This is a genomic window from Stenotrophomonas maltophilia group sp. msm1, from assembly GCF_032025805.1.
Lineage (GTDB): Bacteria > Pseudomonadota > Gammaproteobacteria > Xanthomonadales > Xanthomonadaceae > Stenotrophomonas > Stenotrophomonas hibiscicola.
This window is the reverse complement of record NZ_JAVSKH010000002.1, coordinates 218,118-233,702: the sequence shown is the minus strand read 5'-3', so window position 1 is coordinate 233,702 and position 15,585 is coordinate 218,118. Positions and strand designations below refer to the sequence as shown.

Annotated in this window: 9 protein-coding genes; 7 read left to right on the top strand and 2 right to left on the bottom strand. The window is 66.7% G+C overall.

The features are described 5' to 3' along the window. The first annotated feature begins 48 nt into the window (after positions 1 to 48). From acnD to pbpC, 7 genes are all read left to right on the top strand, one after another. On the top strand, positions 49 to 2,667 hold the full coding sequence (acnD, locus tag ROV95_RS08665) for a Fe/S-dependent 2-methylisocitrate dehydratase AcnD (protein WP_312543993.1): 2,619 nt from the start codon (positions 49 to 51) through the stop codon (positions 2,665 to 2,667). Positions 2,668 to 2,761: 94 nt separating this feature from the next. Then, complete coding sequence (locus ROV95_RS08660; protein WP_312543991.1) at positions 2,762 to 3,466, top strand: hypothetical protein; 705 nt, start codon at positions 2,762 to 2,764, stop codon at positions 3,464 to 3,466. Then, positions 3,466 to 3,810, top strand: a complete 345-nt coding sequence (locus tag ROV95_RS08655; RefSeq protein WP_312545099.1) for a type II toxin-antitoxin system ParD family antitoxin — start codon at positions 3,466 to 3,468, stop codon at positions 3,808 to 3,810. Before ROV95_RS08660 ends, ROV95_RS08655 begins: the two co-directional genes overlap by 1 nt. Before the next feature lie 77 nt (positions 3,811 to 3,887). Next, positions 3,888 to 5,066, top strand: coding sequence for a 2-methylaconitate cis-trans isomerase PrpF (prpF, locus tag ROV95_RS08650; RefSeq protein ID WP_312543989.1), 1,179 nt, complete (start codon positions 3,888 to 3,890; stop codon positions 5,064 to 5,066). Positions 5,067 to 5,137: 71 nt separating this feature from the next. Further along, the gene (locus ROV95_RS08645; protein WP_312543987.1) at positions 5,138 to 6,598 is read left to right on the top strand and encodes a bifunctional 2-methylcitrate dehydratase/aconitate hydratase; all 1,461 of its coding nucleotides are present in this window, start codon (positions 5,138 to 5,140) and stop codon (positions 6,596 to 6,598) included. A gap of 163 nt (positions 6,599 to 6,761) precedes the next feature. Next, positions 6,762 to 11,669, top strand: a complete 4,908-nt coding sequence (locus tag ROV95_RS08640) for an alpha-2-macroglobulin (protein ID WP_312543985.1) — start codon at positions 6,762 to 6,764, stop codon at positions 11,667 to 11,669. A 49-nt stretch (positions 11,670 to 11,718) separates the two neighbouring features. Beyond that, positions 11,719 to 14,100, top strand: a complete 2,382-nt coding sequence (gene pbpC / locus ROV95_RS08635; protein ID WP_312543983.1) for a penicillin-binding protein 1C — start codon at positions 11,719 to 11,721, stop codon at positions 14,098 to 14,100. Between the two features lie 152 nt (positions 14,101 to 14,252). Here the strand turns inward: pbpC and ROV95_RS08630 are convergent, their stop codons facing one another. Then, on the bottom strand, positions 14,253 to 14,828 hold the full coding sequence (locus ROV95_RS08630) for a ferritin-like domain-containing protein (protein ID WP_019660039.1): 576 nt from the start codon (positions 14,826 to 14,828) through the stop codon (positions 14,253 to 14,255). A 29-nt stretch (positions 14,829 to 14,857) separates the two neighbouring features. Further along, on the bottom strand, positions 14,858 to 15,340 hold the full coding sequence (locus tag ROV95_RS08625) for a peroxiredoxin (RefSeq protein WP_312543980.1): 483 nt from the start codon (positions 15,338 to 15,340) through the stop codon (positions 14,858 to 14,860). Positions 15,341 to 15,585: the final 245 nt, after the last annotated feature.

Genomic DNA, 15,585 nt, shown 5'->3' with positions numbered 1-15,585 from the left:
GCCGCCGCACCGCCGGCACCCGGCCCGCCCCAAGCATTCCGCCAGCCCATGAATACCGATTACCGCAAGAACCTCCCCGGCAGCGCGCTGGACTATTTCGACGCGCGCGCCGCCGTCGATGCGATCCAGCCCGGCGCCTATGCCACTCTGCCGTACACCTCGCGCGTGCTGGCCGAGAACCTGGTGCGCCGCTGCGATCCGGCCACGCTCGGCGATTCGCTGAAGCAGCTGATCGAGCGCCGTCGCGACCTCGACTTCCCGTGGTTCCCGGCACGCGTGGTGTGCCACGACATCCTCGGCCAGACCGCACTGGTTGACCTGGCCGGCCTGCGCGATGCGATTGCCGACAAGGGCGGTGACCCGGCCAAGGTCAATCCGGTGGTGCCGGTGCAGTTGATCGTCGATCACTCGCTGGCGGTGGAATGCGGTGGCTACGATCCGCAGGCCTTCGAGAAGAACCGCGCCATCGAGGATCGCCGCAACGAAGACCGTTTCCACTTCATCGACTGGACCAAGCAGGCGTTCCAGAACGTGGACGTGATTCCGCCGGGCAACGGCATCATGCACCAGATCAACCTGGAGAAGATGTCGCCGGTGATCTACGTGCAGGACGGCGTGGCCTTCCCCGACACCTGCGTGGGCACCGACAGCCACACCCCGCATGTGGATGCGCTGGGTGTGATCGCCATTGGTGTGGGCGGCCTGGAAGCGGAGAACGTGATGCTCGGTCGTGCCTCGTGGATGCGGCTGCCGGACATCATCGGCGTCGAGCTGACCGGCAGGCCGCAGCCGGGCATCACCGCCACCGACGTGGTGCTGGCGCTGACCGAATTCCTGCGCAGGGAGCGCGTGGTCGGCGCGTACCTTGAATTCTTCGGCGAGGGGGCGGCGGCACTGACCATCGGTGACCGCGCCACCATCTCCAACATGTGCCCCGAATACGGCGCGACCGCCGCGATGTTCTACATCGACGGGCAGACCATCGATTACCTGCGCCTGACCGGCCGCGAGGAATCGCAGGTGGCGCTGGTGGAGAACTACGCCCGCACCACTGGCCTGTGGGCTGACGACCTGGCCACCGCGCAGTACGAGCGCGTGCGGCGCTTCGACCTGTCCAGCGTAGTGCGCAACATGGCCGGCCCGTCCAACCCGCACAAGCGCGTGGCGACCGCCGAGCTGGCCGAGCGCGGCATCGCCGACGAGGCCAAGCTGGCAGCGGGCAAGGCCGAGCAGGCGCAGGGCCTGATGCCCGATGGCGCGGTGATCATCGCCGCCATCACCAGCTGCACCAACACCTCCAACCCGCGCAACGTGATCGCCGCAGCACTGTTGGCGCGCAAGGCCAACGAACGTGGCCTGCTGCGCAAGCCGTGGGTGAAGTCCTCGTTGGCGCCCGGCTCGAAGGCGGTGCAGCTGTACCTGGAAGAGTCCGGCCTGCTGCCTGACCTGGAGCAGCTCGGCTTCGGCATCGTCGCCTTCGCCTGCACGACCTGCAACGGCATGAGCGGTGCGCTGGAACCGAAGATCCAGCAGGAAATCATCGACCGTGACCTGTACGCCACGGCCGTGCTGTCGGGCAACCGCAATTTCGATGGCCGCATCCACCCGTACGCCAAGCAGGCCTTCCTGGCCTCGCCGCCGCTGGTGATCGCCTATGCCATCGCCGGCACCGTTCGCTTTGATATCGAGAAGGACGTGCTGGGCGTGGACGCCGATGGCAACGAGGTGCGCCTGAAGGATATCTGGCCGAGCGATGCCGAGATCGACGCGGTGGTGAAGGCCTCGGTGAAGCCCGAGCAGTTCCGCAGGGTCTACAACCCGATGTTCAACGTGCGCGTGGAGAACGGTGCCGCAGTCAGCCCGCTGTACGACTGGCGCCCGCAGAGCACCTACATCCGCCGCCCGCCCTACTGGGAGGGTGCACTGGCCGGTGAGCGCACGCTGGCAGGCATGCGGGCGCTGGCGGTGCTGCCGGACAACATCACCACCGATCACCTGTCGCCGTCCAACGCGATCCTGGCGTCCAGTGCCGCCGGCGAATACCTGGCGAAGATGGGCCTGCCGGAAGAGGACTTCAATTCCTACGCTACCCACCGCGGTGACCACCTGACCGCACAGCGCGCCACCTTCGCCAACCCGAAGCTGTTCAACGAAATGGTGCGCAACGACGATGGCAGCGTGAAGCAGGGTTCGCTGGCGCGCGTGGAGCCGGAAGGCAAGGTGATGCGCATGTGGGAAGCGATCGAGACCTACATGGAGCGCAAGCAGCCGCTGATCATCATCGCCGGTGCCGACTACGGCCAAGGCAGCTCGCGTGACTGGGCCGCCAAGGGCGTGCGCCTGGCAGGTGTGGAAGCGATCGTGGCCGAAGGCTTTGAACGCATCCACCGCACCAACCTGATCGGCATGGGTGTGCTGCCGCTGGAGTTCAAGCCGGGCACCACCCGCCTGACCCTGGGCATCGACGGCACCGAGACCTTCGACGTGATCGGCGAGCGCACCCCGCGCGCCGACCTGACGCTGGTCATCCACCGCCGCGACGGCCAGGACGTGATCGTGCCAGTGACCTGCCGCCTGGACAGCGACGAGGAAGTGGCGATCTACGAAGCCGGTGGCGTGCTGCAGCGCTTCGCCCAGGATTTCCTGGAAGGCGCCAAGGTGGCGTAAGGCAGCAGATAGCTGACTTGTATCGAGTTGCCGCCATGCTGGCTTCGGCCCGCATGGCGGTGGTCGCGGAGGAGAGGGGTGTTGCCCCAACTGCATGGGAACGGCGTTCTACAACATCGCAGGCACGGTCAACACCGCCTTCATCCTGCTGAGCCTATTGGGTGTGGGCGCGCAGTTGCGCCTGGTGCGCAACCGTCGGGAGCGTGCGGACGCGACTGACAGCGCCACTGCAGTATTGTCGCTGAATCAATTCACGGTCAGCTTCCTGGCGTACCTGTCCTTCTTCGTCTATGGCTACAGCGTCACGCCGTTCAATCACTTCATTGTCTGGCCACGCTTGCTCGCGTCGGTGCTGGTCATGGCCATCCTGGTGGAGCTCTGGCGCGACCGACGGAATCGCTCCGCGACGACCAGCGTGTTGGCAGCCGCGCTGCTGCTGATCTGCGCGCTGACCGGCTTGGCCTGGGGTGATCGTCACGCGGACGAGGGCAGGGTGGTGGCCAGTGCGATGATCGTGGCCATCACTGCCTTGCTGGGGCTGGGCTACACGCATCAGATCCTGTTGATCCTTCGCAATGGCCATACCGGTGCAGTGTCGCTGCGGATGAGCCAGTTGATCCTGCTCATGGACCTGTCCACGATCGTATTTGCCTTCGCCATGGGCCTACGGATGGGATGGCCGTTGCTGCTGCTGGCAGTGGTGAGTGGCAGTACCAAGCTGGTCATCTTGTACCTGTTCCGATGGCAGCAGGGAACGTCCGCGCGGGCGCGGCGAAGTCATACTGGAGCGCCTGCGTGATGGCGAAGGCCTCTTTAAGCAACGGCCGGCGCTTTCTGCCCTTGTCGTTGCCTTTGGTGCCTCGCAGACTGTCGCGTGACAGTTCCGCAGTGGAGGTCTATATGGTCAATGTCAACGTGGTGCTGACTGATGAGCTTAAACAGTTCGTGGACCAGGAAGTTCGTGAAGGCGACCACGCCAGCGCTTCCGAGTACGTTCGCGACCTTATCCGTCAGCGTCGGCGAAGCAAGGCTGAAGACCTGCTTCGCCAGTTGATCGCTGAAGGTCTTGCTTCGGGGCCTCCGGCCCCCCTGCCTCTGGGGCACTTCCAGAAACTGCTCGAGCGCGCATCGAATCGAAGATGAAGCCAGTACATATGGCCCACCTTAGGGCGGTGCACGCCTCCCAGAGAATTGTTTCACTGCACACAGGAACCCGATCCATGACCTTCCTCCCGCAACTCCGTATTCCCGCCACCTACATGCGTGGCGGCACCAGCAAGGGCGTGTTCTTCCGCCTGCAGGACCTGCCCGAAGCCGCTCAGGTGCCGGGCGCCGCGCGCGATGCGCTGCTGATGCGCGTGATCGGCTCGCCCGATCCGTATGGCAAGCAGACCGACGGCATGGGCGGTGCCACCTCCAGCACCAGCAAGTGCGTGATCATCTCCACCGCCTCGGTGCCGGACCACGATGTGGACTACCTGTACGGCCAGGTCTCGATCGACACCGCCTTCGTCGATTGGAGCGGCAACTGCGGCAACCTCAGCACTGCAGTGGGTCCGTTCGCGATCGCCAATGGGCTGATCGATCCGGCCCGGGTGCCGCGCGATGGCCTGTGCACCGTGCGCATCTGGCAGGCCAACATCGGCAAGACCATCATCGCGCACGTGCCGATGCGCGATGGCGAAGTGCAGGAGACCGGTGATTTCGAGCTGGATGGCGTGACCTTCCCGGCGGCCGAGATCCAGCTGGAGTTCATCGATCCGTCCGATGATGGCGATGCGGGCGCGATGTTCCCGACCGGCAATCTGGTGGACACCTTGGATGTGCCCGGCGTGGGCAGCTTCGAGGTGACGATGATCACGGCCGGCATTCCGACCATCTTCCTCAATGCGGCCGACCTGGGCTACGCCGGCACCGAGCTGCAGCCTGCAATCAACGAAGACAAGGCGGCGCTGCAGAAATTCGAGGCCATTCGTGCTTACGGCGCGCTGCGCATGGGCCTGATCCCGAAACTGGAAGACGCCGCGACCCGCCAGCACACGCCGAAGGTGGCGTTCGTTGCACCGGCTCAGGACTACGTGTCGTCCAGTGGCAAGGCGATTCCGGCGTCGGCCATCGACCTGCATGCGCGCGCGTTGTCGATGGGCAAGCTGCATCACGCGATGATGGGTACCGCCGCCGTAGCGATCGGTACCGCCGCGGCGATTCCGGGCACGCTGGTCAATCGCGCCGCCGGTGGCGGCGAACGCGAAGCGGTTACGTTCGGTCATCCCTCGGGCACGTTGCGCGTGGGTGCGCAGGCAGGTCTCGTTGACGGCCAGTGGACAGTGACCAAGGCCATCATGAGCCGCAGCGCCCGCGTGCTGATGGAAGGCAAAGTGCGGGTGCCGGCCGAATAGTGCTCTGGTAGATGCCAACCTTGGTTGGCATGGTGCACGGGCAACCGTGCACCGCAACGAGGAGATCGACGATGTCCGACAGCCACACCCCATCCAACGAGCGTGCAGCGTGGGATGCGCTTCTGGTGGACATCGTCGATTACGTGCGCGACGTACGCATCGACTCACCGCTGGCGTTCCAGACCGCGCATCACTGCCTGCTTGATACGCTGGGCTGCGGCCTGGAAGCGCTGTCCTTCCCGGCCTGCAGCAAGCTGCTCGGTCCACTGGTGCCGGGCATCAGCGTGGTCAACGGCGCGCGCGTGCCGGGTACGCACTACGTGCTGGACCCGGTGCAGGCCGCCTTCAACCTCGGCGCAATGGTGCGCTGGCTGGATTTCAACGACACCTGGCTGGCTGCCGAGTGGGGCCATCCTTCCGACAATCTCGGCGGCATCCTGGCTGTTTGCGACTGGCTGGGGCGCAACGCGCAGGCCCTGCGTCGTCCGCCGCCGACCGTGCACGACGTGCTGCTGGCGATGATCAAGGCGCACGAGATCCAGGGCGTGCTGGCGCTGCAGAACTCCTTCAACCGCGTCGGGCTGGACCATGTGGTGCTCGTCAAGGTGGCCACCACCGCGGTGGTCTCGCAGCTGCTCGGGCTGGATCGCGAACGCATGCTCAATGCAGTGTCGCTGGCCTGGATAGATGGCCAGGCGCTGCGCACCTACCGTCACGCGCCCAATACCGGCTCGCGCAAGAGCTGGGCCGCTGGCGATGCGACCAGTCGTGGCGTGCGTCTGGCGCTGATGGCAGCCAGCGGCGAGATGGGCTATCCCAGCGTATTGAGTGCACCGACATGGGGTTTCGAGGCCGTATCCATGCACGGTCAGGCGCTGACGCTGGCGCGACCGCTGGGCAGCTACGTGATGGAGAACGTGCTGTTCAAGATCAGCTACCCGGCCGAGTTCCACGGCCAGACCGCAGTGGAGGCCGCGGTCATGCTGCACCAGCAGTTCCGTGCGATGGGGCGGCGGGTCGAGGACATCGCGCACATCGCGATCCGGACCCAGGAAGCCTGCATCCGCATCATCGACAAGCAGGGCCCACTGCATAACCCGGCCGACCGCGACCACTGCGTGCAGTACATGGTCGCCATCGCGCTGCTGCACGGGCGGTTGACGGCCGAGGATTACGAGGACGACATTGCCGCCGACCCGCGCATCGACGCACTGCGCGCGAAGATGGCCTGTCATGAGGATCCGCAGCTCAGCGCCGATTACCTGGACCCTGAGAAGCGCAGCATCGCCAATGGCCTGAGCGTGCGCTTCACCGATGGCACCGCGCTGCCGGAGGTGCTGGTGGAGTACCCGCTGGGCCACGCGCGCCGTCGCGAGGAAGGCATTCCGCTGCTGATGGACAAGTTCCGCCGGCACCTGGCCCACCGCTTCCCGACCAGCCAGCAGCAGCGCATCCTGGCCGCATCGCTGGACCCGGTGGCCCTGGCGGCAATGCCGGTGACCGACTACGTGGACCTGTACCTGCCGGGGTAGTTTGATCGGTAGTGCCGGCCGCTGGCCGGCAATCCCATCCAACCTGCCATGCCGGTTGCCGGCCAGCGGCCGGCACCACCCGCACCCGCGGCAATTGCCGAAATCGCGTCAACACCTTGACGCGGCCTGCCTATAATGGCCACCTCGATCAAGGAGTGACGACATGAGCGGTCCGGCACGGCGGAAGCGGTGGGGATGGGCGGCGGCGGTACTGGCAGGAGGCCTGTTGCTGGGCCTGGCCGGCTGCCGCAACGACAGCGGGCAGTTGCCCAAGGCCAGTGGCGAGGCGATCACCACCAAGGCCGAGCAGGTGAAGGAATTCACCCTTCTGCGCGCCTACCCGGACCAGAAGAATGACGGCCTGTCGCTGGCGCTGGAGTTCTCGCGCCCGCTGGTCGGCACCCAGGATTTTGACACGCTGGTGCGCTTCGAGGAGAAGGTCGGCACCGACGACAGCAGCTGGACGCTGTCCGATGACGGCCTGACCCTGCGCTACCCGTTCGTCGAGGCCGGCAAGGAATTCAGCCTGGTGGTCTCGCCGGACCTGCTGGCCGCCGATGGCAGCAGGCTGGGCAAGGAACTGAAGCAGAAGGTGTTCAGTGGCGAGCTGAAGCCGGTGGTTGGGTTCGCCTCGCAGGGCAGCGTGCTGCCGGCCAAGGACAGCCGTGGCCTGCCGGTGGTCTCGGTGAACGTGCCGGAAGTGGACGTCGAGTTCCTGCGCGTGCGCGAGAAGGACCTGCCGACCTTCTTCAGCCAGTACCAGCGCGGTGGCCGCCGTGGCAGCTGGGAGCTCAGCAGCGACTACGAGCGCAGCCCGATCAACAAGCTGGCCGAGCCGGTCTACGTCAACCGCTTCATCCTTGGCGGCAAGCAGAACGAGCGGGTGCTGACCTACCTGCCGACCCAGGACATCAAGGAACTGCAGGAGCCGGGCCTGTACTTCGCCCTGCTCAAGCGCACCGGCGACTATGAGGGCGAATTCGATACCGCGTTCTTCTCGGTCAGTGACATCGGCCTGCACACCCGCGCCTACAAGGACAAGCTGTTCGTGCATACCGCCGGTCTCAAGGACGGCGCGCCGCTGAAGGGCATCGACCTGCGCGTGCTCGACGCCAAGGGCGAGGTGGTGCTGAAGGGCAGCACCGACGGCAACGGCAATGCGCTGCTGAACTACACCCTGGATGCCACCCACGTGCTGGTCGCCAGCAGCGGCAAGGACACCAGCTTCCTGCCGTTCAACCAGCCAGCGCTGGACCTGAGCGAATTCGCCGTGGCCGGCCGCGACAACGCATGGTTCGATGTCTATGCCTGGTCCGGCCGCGACCTGTACCGCCCGGGCGAGACCGTGCGCCTGTCCGCGCTGCTGCGTGACAACGATGGCAAGCCGGTCAAGGCGCAACCGGTGTTCCTGCGCCTGAAGCAGCCCGACGGCAAGACGTTCCGCGAGACCCGCCTGCAGCCGGGTTACCAGGGCTACATCAATTTCGAGCAGGTGATCCCCGCCGAGGCGCCGACCGGGCGCTGGCAGGTCGAGTTCCGCACCGACCCGGCCAGCAAGGAAGCGATCCAGGGCATGACCCTGCGCATCGAGGAGTTCCTGCCCGAGCGCATGAAACTGGACCTGGACAGCGCGCAGAAGACGCTGAAGCCGGGTGAGGACCTGCGCCTGCAGGCCAATGGTGCCTATCTGTACGGGGCACCGGCCGATGGCAACCGCTTCACCGCGCGCATGGCGGTGGCCGCCGAGCAGCAGCCGGTGGAAGGCCTGCCGGGCTACTTCTTCGGTGACCCGACCCTGCAGCTGCCGCGCGAAGCCAAGGACGTGATCGACACCACGCTGCCGGCCAACGGCCAGCTGCGCGAGGACGTGGCATTGCCGGAAGAGGCGGCCAAGGCCAAGGCACCGATTGCCGTGGTGCTGTCCGGCAGCCTGTATGAAACCGGTGGCCGCACGGTCACCCGTACCCTGAAGCGGGTGATGTGGCCGGCCAATGCGCTGGTCGGCGTGCGCCCGCTGTTCAACCCCGAGGACGGTGCCGACTCCAACGGCAACGCGCGCTTCGAGCTGATGCGCGTGGATGCCACCGGCGCGCCGCAGCCGGCCAAGGGCCTGAAGATCACCCTGGTGCGGGAACTGCGCGACTACCACTGGACCTTCAACGACAACCGTTGGGACTACGATTTCACCCGCCGTTTCGAGAACAAGGAAACGCGCACCGTCGATGCCGGCGGCAGCGCGGTCGCCTTCGATTTCCCGGTGGAGTGGGGCGAGTACCGCGTGGACGTGTTCGATCCGTCCACCGGCCTGACCAGCCGCTACCCGTTCCGCGCCGGCTGGAGCTGGGGCGATGACAACCGCGGCCTGGACGCGCGCCCGGACAAGGTCAAGCTGGGCCTGGACAAGACCGGCTACAAGGCCGGCGACACCCTGGAAGTGACGGTGACCCCGCCGCATGCCGGCAAGGGCATCCTGATGGTCGAGACCGACCGCATGCTGTACGTGCAGGACATCGAGGCCAAGCCGGGTTCGACCTTCAAGATTCCGGTCACCGCTGACTGGGAACGCCACGACGTCTACATCACCGCGCTGGTGTTCCGTGGCGGCAGTGCGCCGAGCAAGATCACTCCGGCCCGTGCCGTGGGTGCGGTGCATGTGCCGATGGACCGCAAGGGCCGCACCGTGGCCGTCGGCCTGGCCGCGCCCAAGCAGATGCGCCCGGAGCAGGACCTGCCGGTGACGGTCAGCGCACCACAGTTGGCCGGCAAGATGGCGCACGTCACCGTCTCGGCGGTGGACGTGGGCATCCTCAACATCACCCGTTTCCCGGTGCCCGACGCCGGCGCGCACTTCTTCGCCCAGCGTCGCCTCGGCATCGATGCCTATGACATCTACAGCCGGGTGATCGAGAGCTTCGATGGTGGCAGCGGCAAGCTGAAGTTCGGTGGCGACATGGCACTGCAGGCATTGCCGCAGGCCAAGCGCCCGACCGCGCGCGTGCAGACCGTGGACCTGTTCTCCGGCCCGGTGCAGCTCGATGCCAAGGGCAATGCCCGCATCCGCCTGAAGGTGCCGGATTTCAACGGCACCCTGCGCGTGTCGGCGCTGGTCTACAGCGACGACCAGTACGGCAAGCGCGACGTGGAAACCATTGTGCGCGCCCCGATCCTGGCCGAAGCCAGCATGCCGCGCGTGCTGGCCCCGGGTGACCGCAGCACTGTCACCCTGGATGTGCAGAACTTCACCGGCAAGCCGGGGCAGTTCAACGTGAAGGTGGAAAGCGAGGGCCCGTTGAACTTGGGTGAGGGCAGCCGCAGCGTGCAGTTGAATGCCGATGCCAAGACCACGCTGAGTTTCCCGCTGTCCGCGCGTGAGGGCCACAGCGTAGCCAAGGTGCGGGTGCGGGTGGACGGCAACGGATTCAAGGCCGACCGCCGCTACGAGCTGCCGGTGCGTGCGGCGTGGCCGCAGGTGCTGCGCTCGCAGGTACGCACGCTGGATCCACTGGCCGCGGTCAGCCTCGACAACAGCCTGACCGACGGCCTGATGGCCGAGTCGGTGAACGCGCGCCTGCTGGTCAGCCCGCTGCCGCCAATCCCGTTCGCCAGTGCACTGCAGGGCGCGCTGAATTATCCATATGGCTGTGCCGAGCAGACCACCAGCAAGGGTTACGCGGCGCTGATCCTGGACCAGGCGACGTCGTCGATGCTCGGTGCCGACGGCCTGGATGCCAAGACCCGTCGCGAGCGCATGGAAGGTGCGTTCGGTCGCCTGGCGTCGATGCAGGTGGCCAACGGCAACTTCTCGATGTGGGGTGACGACGGCTACGTGAACCCGTGGCTGACCCCGTACATCACCGAGTTCCTGCTCGACGCCAAGGATGCCGGTTTCGCGGTGCCCGACAACGTGCTGCAGAAGGCGCTCAACCGGCTTAGCGAGGATCTGCTGTCCGGCGGCAACCAGTTCTACGGCCAAGACGACCGCGAGAAGCTGAAGTTCGCCAACCAGGCCTATTCGGGCTACGTGCTGGCCCGGGTCAACCGTGCACCGCTCGGTACCCTACGCACGCTGTACGACAACGAGCGCAGCAAGGCGGTGGGCGGCCTGTCGCTGGTCCATCTGGGCGTGGCGTTGTCGCTGCAGGGCGATGCCAAGCGTGGCCAGGCCGCGCTGGCGGCGGCCTTCGCCAAGTCCAGCAGCGAGCGCCCGTCGTACTTCGGCGACTACGGCAGTGCGATCCGCGATGACGCGCTGATGATCGCGCTGACCCACGAGAACAAGCTGGCCAAGCCCGCCTGGGACGCACGTGCGGTCGATCTCGGCCGTGGCCTGGATGCCCGTCGCAATGCCGGCTGGATGTGGCTGAGCACGCAGGAACAGGTGGCGATTGCACGTCTTGGCAAGGCGCTCGCCGCCAACCAGAAGGCGCTGGTGGCCGGAGAGCTGGTGATCGGTGGCAACACCGAAGCCATCGGCGAGCGCAAGCTGTTCGGCCGCAACTTCAGCGCCAGTGAGCTGGCCAGCGGTGTGCGCTTCACTCCGCAGGGGCAGCCGCCGATGTTCGCCAGCATCGACGTGGCCGGCATCCCGCGCAGCGCACCGGCGCCGGACAACAGCGTGCTGGGTATTGAACGGAGCTACTTCGGTACCGATGGCAAACCGTGGTCGCCGCGACCTCTGAAGGAAGGCGAAGCACTGATCGTGCGCGTCACCGTCACCGCCGACACCACAATGCCCGATGCGCTGCTGACCGACCTGCTGCCGGCGGGCCTGGAGATCGAGAACTTCAACCTGGGCGACGCCAAGCAGTGGGCCGATGTGGTGGTCGATGGCATCACCATCAGCGACCGCGGTGAAGCGGCCGATACCAAGCACGAGGAGTTCCGCGACGACCGCTACGTGGCTGCGCTGAAGCTCTCGCGTGGCAGCAAGGCCAACGTGTTCTACCTGGTGCGCGCGGTGACCCCGGGTACCTACTCGGTGCCGCCACCGCTGGTGGAGGACATGTACCGGCCGCAGCTGCGTGGCGTTGGCCGCAGCAACCCGACCACGATCACGGTGGTACAGCCGTGACCGCGCGGACGGGCCGCGACGGCGCGGCCCGTCCTGCTGGCAACCTGCAATGAAGAACACGATGACGACCCGGCTGGTAGCCCTGCGCCGCCGGCTGCAGCCTCTGTGGCCGTGGCTGCGCTGGGGCATGGCCGCCACGCTGGCGCTGCTGCTGGTGCTGGATTTCGCCTTCCCACCCCCGCTGCCGAAGCAGCGCGAAACCAGCACTCTGGTGGTGGCCGCCGACGGCACGCCACTGCGTGCGTTCGCCGATGCCGAGGGCGTGTGGCGTTATCCTGCCTCGATCGACAGCGTCTCGCCGCTGTACCTGCAGGCGTTGCTGACCTACGAAGACCGCTGGTTCTGGCGCCATCCGGGGATCAACCCGGTGGCGATGCTGCGTGCCAGCGGCCAGCTGCTGCGCGGCGGCCGCATCGTGTCCGGCGGTTCGACCCTGACCATGCAGGTGGCGCGCATTCTCGACCCGCACTCGCGCACGCCTTGGGGCAAACTCAAGCAGATGCTGCGCGCGGTGCAGCTGGAAGTGCACCTGAGCAAGCAGCAGATCCTGGCCCTGTATCTGGAGCGCGCGCCCTACGGCGGCACCATCGAAGGCGTGGAAGCGGCCAGCTGGGCCTATCTGGGCAAGCCAGCGGCGCAGCTGTCACATGCCGAGGCCGCGTTGCTGGCGGTGCTGCCGCAGGCGCCGAGCCGGCTGCGCCCGGACCGCCACCCGGAAGCGGCACAGAAGGCACGCGACAAGGTGTTGTCTCGCATGGCCGAGCTGGGCGCGTGGACAGCCGAAGAGGTGGATGATGCGCGCATCGAGAACGTGGTGGCGCGCTCGCTGCGGCCGCCGCTGCACGCCGCGTTGCTGGCGCAGAGGCTGCATTCAGCGCAGCCGGGCAAAGCGCGCATCCAGAGCAGCATTGATATCGGCCTGCAGCGCACGCTGGAGGAACGCGTGGCCAGCTATTTCTCGACGCTGCCCGAGCGCACCTCGGCCGCGCTGCTGGTGGTCGACAACCAGACGCTGCAGGCGCGTGCCTATGTCGGCACCCTGTCCTTCGGCGACCGCCAGCGGCTCGGCCACGTGGACATGGTGCAGGCCTGGCGCTCGCCGGGCTCCACGCTCAAGCCGTTCCTGTATGCGATGGCGCTGGATGATGGCCTGATCCATTCGGAAAGCCTGCTGGTGGATGCGCCGCAGAGTTTCGGCAGCTACCGCCCCGGCAACTTCGACATGGCCTTCAACGGGCCGATCGGCGCGTCCAGCGCTTTGCGGTTGTCACTGAACGTGCCCTCGGTGGACCTGCTGCAGCGGGTCGGCGCCGCGCGCTTCGCTGCACGTCTGTCGCACGCGGGCATCCAGCTGCGCTTCCCGCCAGGCAGTACGCCCAATCTGTCGCTGATCCTGGGCGGCACCGGCGCGCGGTTGGAAGACCTGGTCGGCGCGTTCGCCGCGCTCAACCGCAACGGCATCGCCGGGCGCGTGCGCTACACCGATGACGAACCGATGATCGAGCGGCGCCTCGCTTCGCCCGGCGCCAGCTGGATCGTGCGCGAGATGCTGGAATCGAATCCGCGGCCGGGGTACAGCGTCGGGACGTTCGATGTCGGTGGCCGCCCGCGCGTGGCGTGGAAGACCGGCACCAGCTACGGGTACCGCGATGCGTGGGCGATTGGCAGCACCCGCCACTACACCGTGGGCGTGTGGGTGGGCCGGCCGGACGGCACACCGCTACCGGGCCAGTACGGCGCGGTGACCGCGCTGCCGCTGATGTTCGAGGTGGTGGACAGCCTGCCGCGCCAGCGCGGTGACTCGGCCGCTGCGCCGATGCCGGCCAGCGTCAGCCAAGAAGACATCTGCTGGCCGACTGGTGAGCGTGCCGAAGGCCTGCCTGCTGCGCTCTGCCAGCGGCTGATGCCAGCCTATCTGCTGGAAGGCGCGGCACCACCGACCTTCCCCGAACGCGAGGCACGGCGCTGGCAACCAGGTCGGCAGCGCTACCTTGCCGACGCGCGTACCGGGCTGCGCGTCTCGGCCGATTGCCGCTTGCCGCACGAAGAAGTCGCGCGCGAGATCGCGCGCTGGCCAGCGTTGCTGTCGCCATGGCTGTCCAAGGCCACGCGCGAAGCCTCGCAGCTGCCGGCGCTGTCGCCGGACTGCCGTGATGATGGCCGCGAGGCCAGCGTTGCGCTGCACATCGATGGGCTCAACGATGGCGCCACGCTGGCGCGCGCGCCGAATTCGGAACATGGCGTACGCCTGCAGCTGCGCGCGCTGGGCAGCGAGCAGGCGGTGGAGTGGCTGCTGGATGGACGCTGGATTGCACAGACCCACGGCGCGCAGCTGATGCAGCGAGAGTTCGCCGAACCCGGCACGCACACCCTGACCGCGTTGGCAGCCGACGGCGCCTGGACGCAGGTGCGGTTCAACGTCCTGCGCTAGATGCCGACCTTGGATGGCACTTCCCGCATGTCGTCACGCTGCTGTAGAGCCGAGCCCATGCTCGGCTGCTCCTGCGACGTGCGGCAGCGGTCAGCCGAGCATGGGCTCGGTTCTACAACGCCGCAGATGGCAGCGATCGCGTGGCGTAGCGATTACTCCCCGATCCACCCGTCCAGCAGGTCGGCGAACTCGTCGGCGTGTTCTTCCTCCTGCGCCAGGATTTCTTCAAGGATGCGCTTGGTGGTGGTATCGCGGTCACCGATGAAGTTGATCATCTCGCGATAGCTGTCGATGGCGATGCGCTCGGCCACCAGGTTCTCGCGCACCATGTCGCGCAGGTCGCTGCCTTCCTTGTATTCGGCGTGCGAACGCGCGGTCAGCGTATCCGGGTTGAGATCCGGCTCGCCGCCCAGCTGGACGATGCGCTCGGCCAGCTTGCCGGCATGCGCCTGCTCCTGCTGTGCATGCTCGAGGAACTCGGCTTTCACCGCGTCGGCCAGCATGCCCTTGGCCATGAAGTAGTGCCGGTAGTAGCGCAGAACGCAGACGTACTCGGTGGCCAGTGCGTCGTTGAGCAGCTTGATCACCACCTCGCGGTCAGCGCTGTAGCTGTCGGTGATCGCACCATCTTCGATGTTGCGCCGGGCGCGTTCGCGCAGGGTCTTGCGGTCGCTGATGCCGGCAATTTCCGCGGCGGGCTTGCTGGCTTTGGCTGGCTGCGTGGACATGGCTGGCCGTTTCCTTCTGCGGTGGGGAATCAGGTGGGGAGATGCTCCAGCACGTACTCGGCCGAAGACACTTCGAACTGGCCGGGCTGTTCAACCCAGGCCTCTCGAACTACGCCGTCGTCGAGGTACAGGGCAAAACGACGCGAGCGGATTCCCATGCCCGACGCGCTCGCATCAAGCTCCAGACCCAAGGCGCGGGTCAGCTCGGCATTGCCGTCGGACAGCATCAGAAGGCCGTCGGGCACGCTCTGGTCGGCGGCCCAGGCCTTCATCACGAACGGGTCGTTGACGGCCATGCAGTAGACGTCGATGCCGCGCTGGCGGAAGGCCTCGAACTTTTCGACGTAGCCGGGAAGGTGACGTGCCGAGCACGTCGGGGTGAACGCGCCGGGCACGGCGAACAGAACCACCTTGCGCGCATCGAACAACGAATGCGTATCAAGCGTTTCAATGCCCTCGCGGATGCGCTTGAGGGTCACTTCCGGAATGCGGTCGCCGACATGGATGGTCATGGGAACTCCTTGCTGGGGCAGGCTAGTGGGCCGGATGGGAGAGGGGCGTCAAGACATTGGAAACCCGGTGTGCAGGCTCCATCTTCCGGCTTTGTGGCAGGGGCTTCCAGCCACAGCGTGGCGCACGGGGATGGCAGCCGCATTGCGCAGGATCAGTCGGCCTCACCGGGGCCGCACGAGGGGCGGCGTAGCCTCGCAGGCGCGTAGAATGAACCCGGGGCGGCGCCACCGGCGCGGCCGAAGCG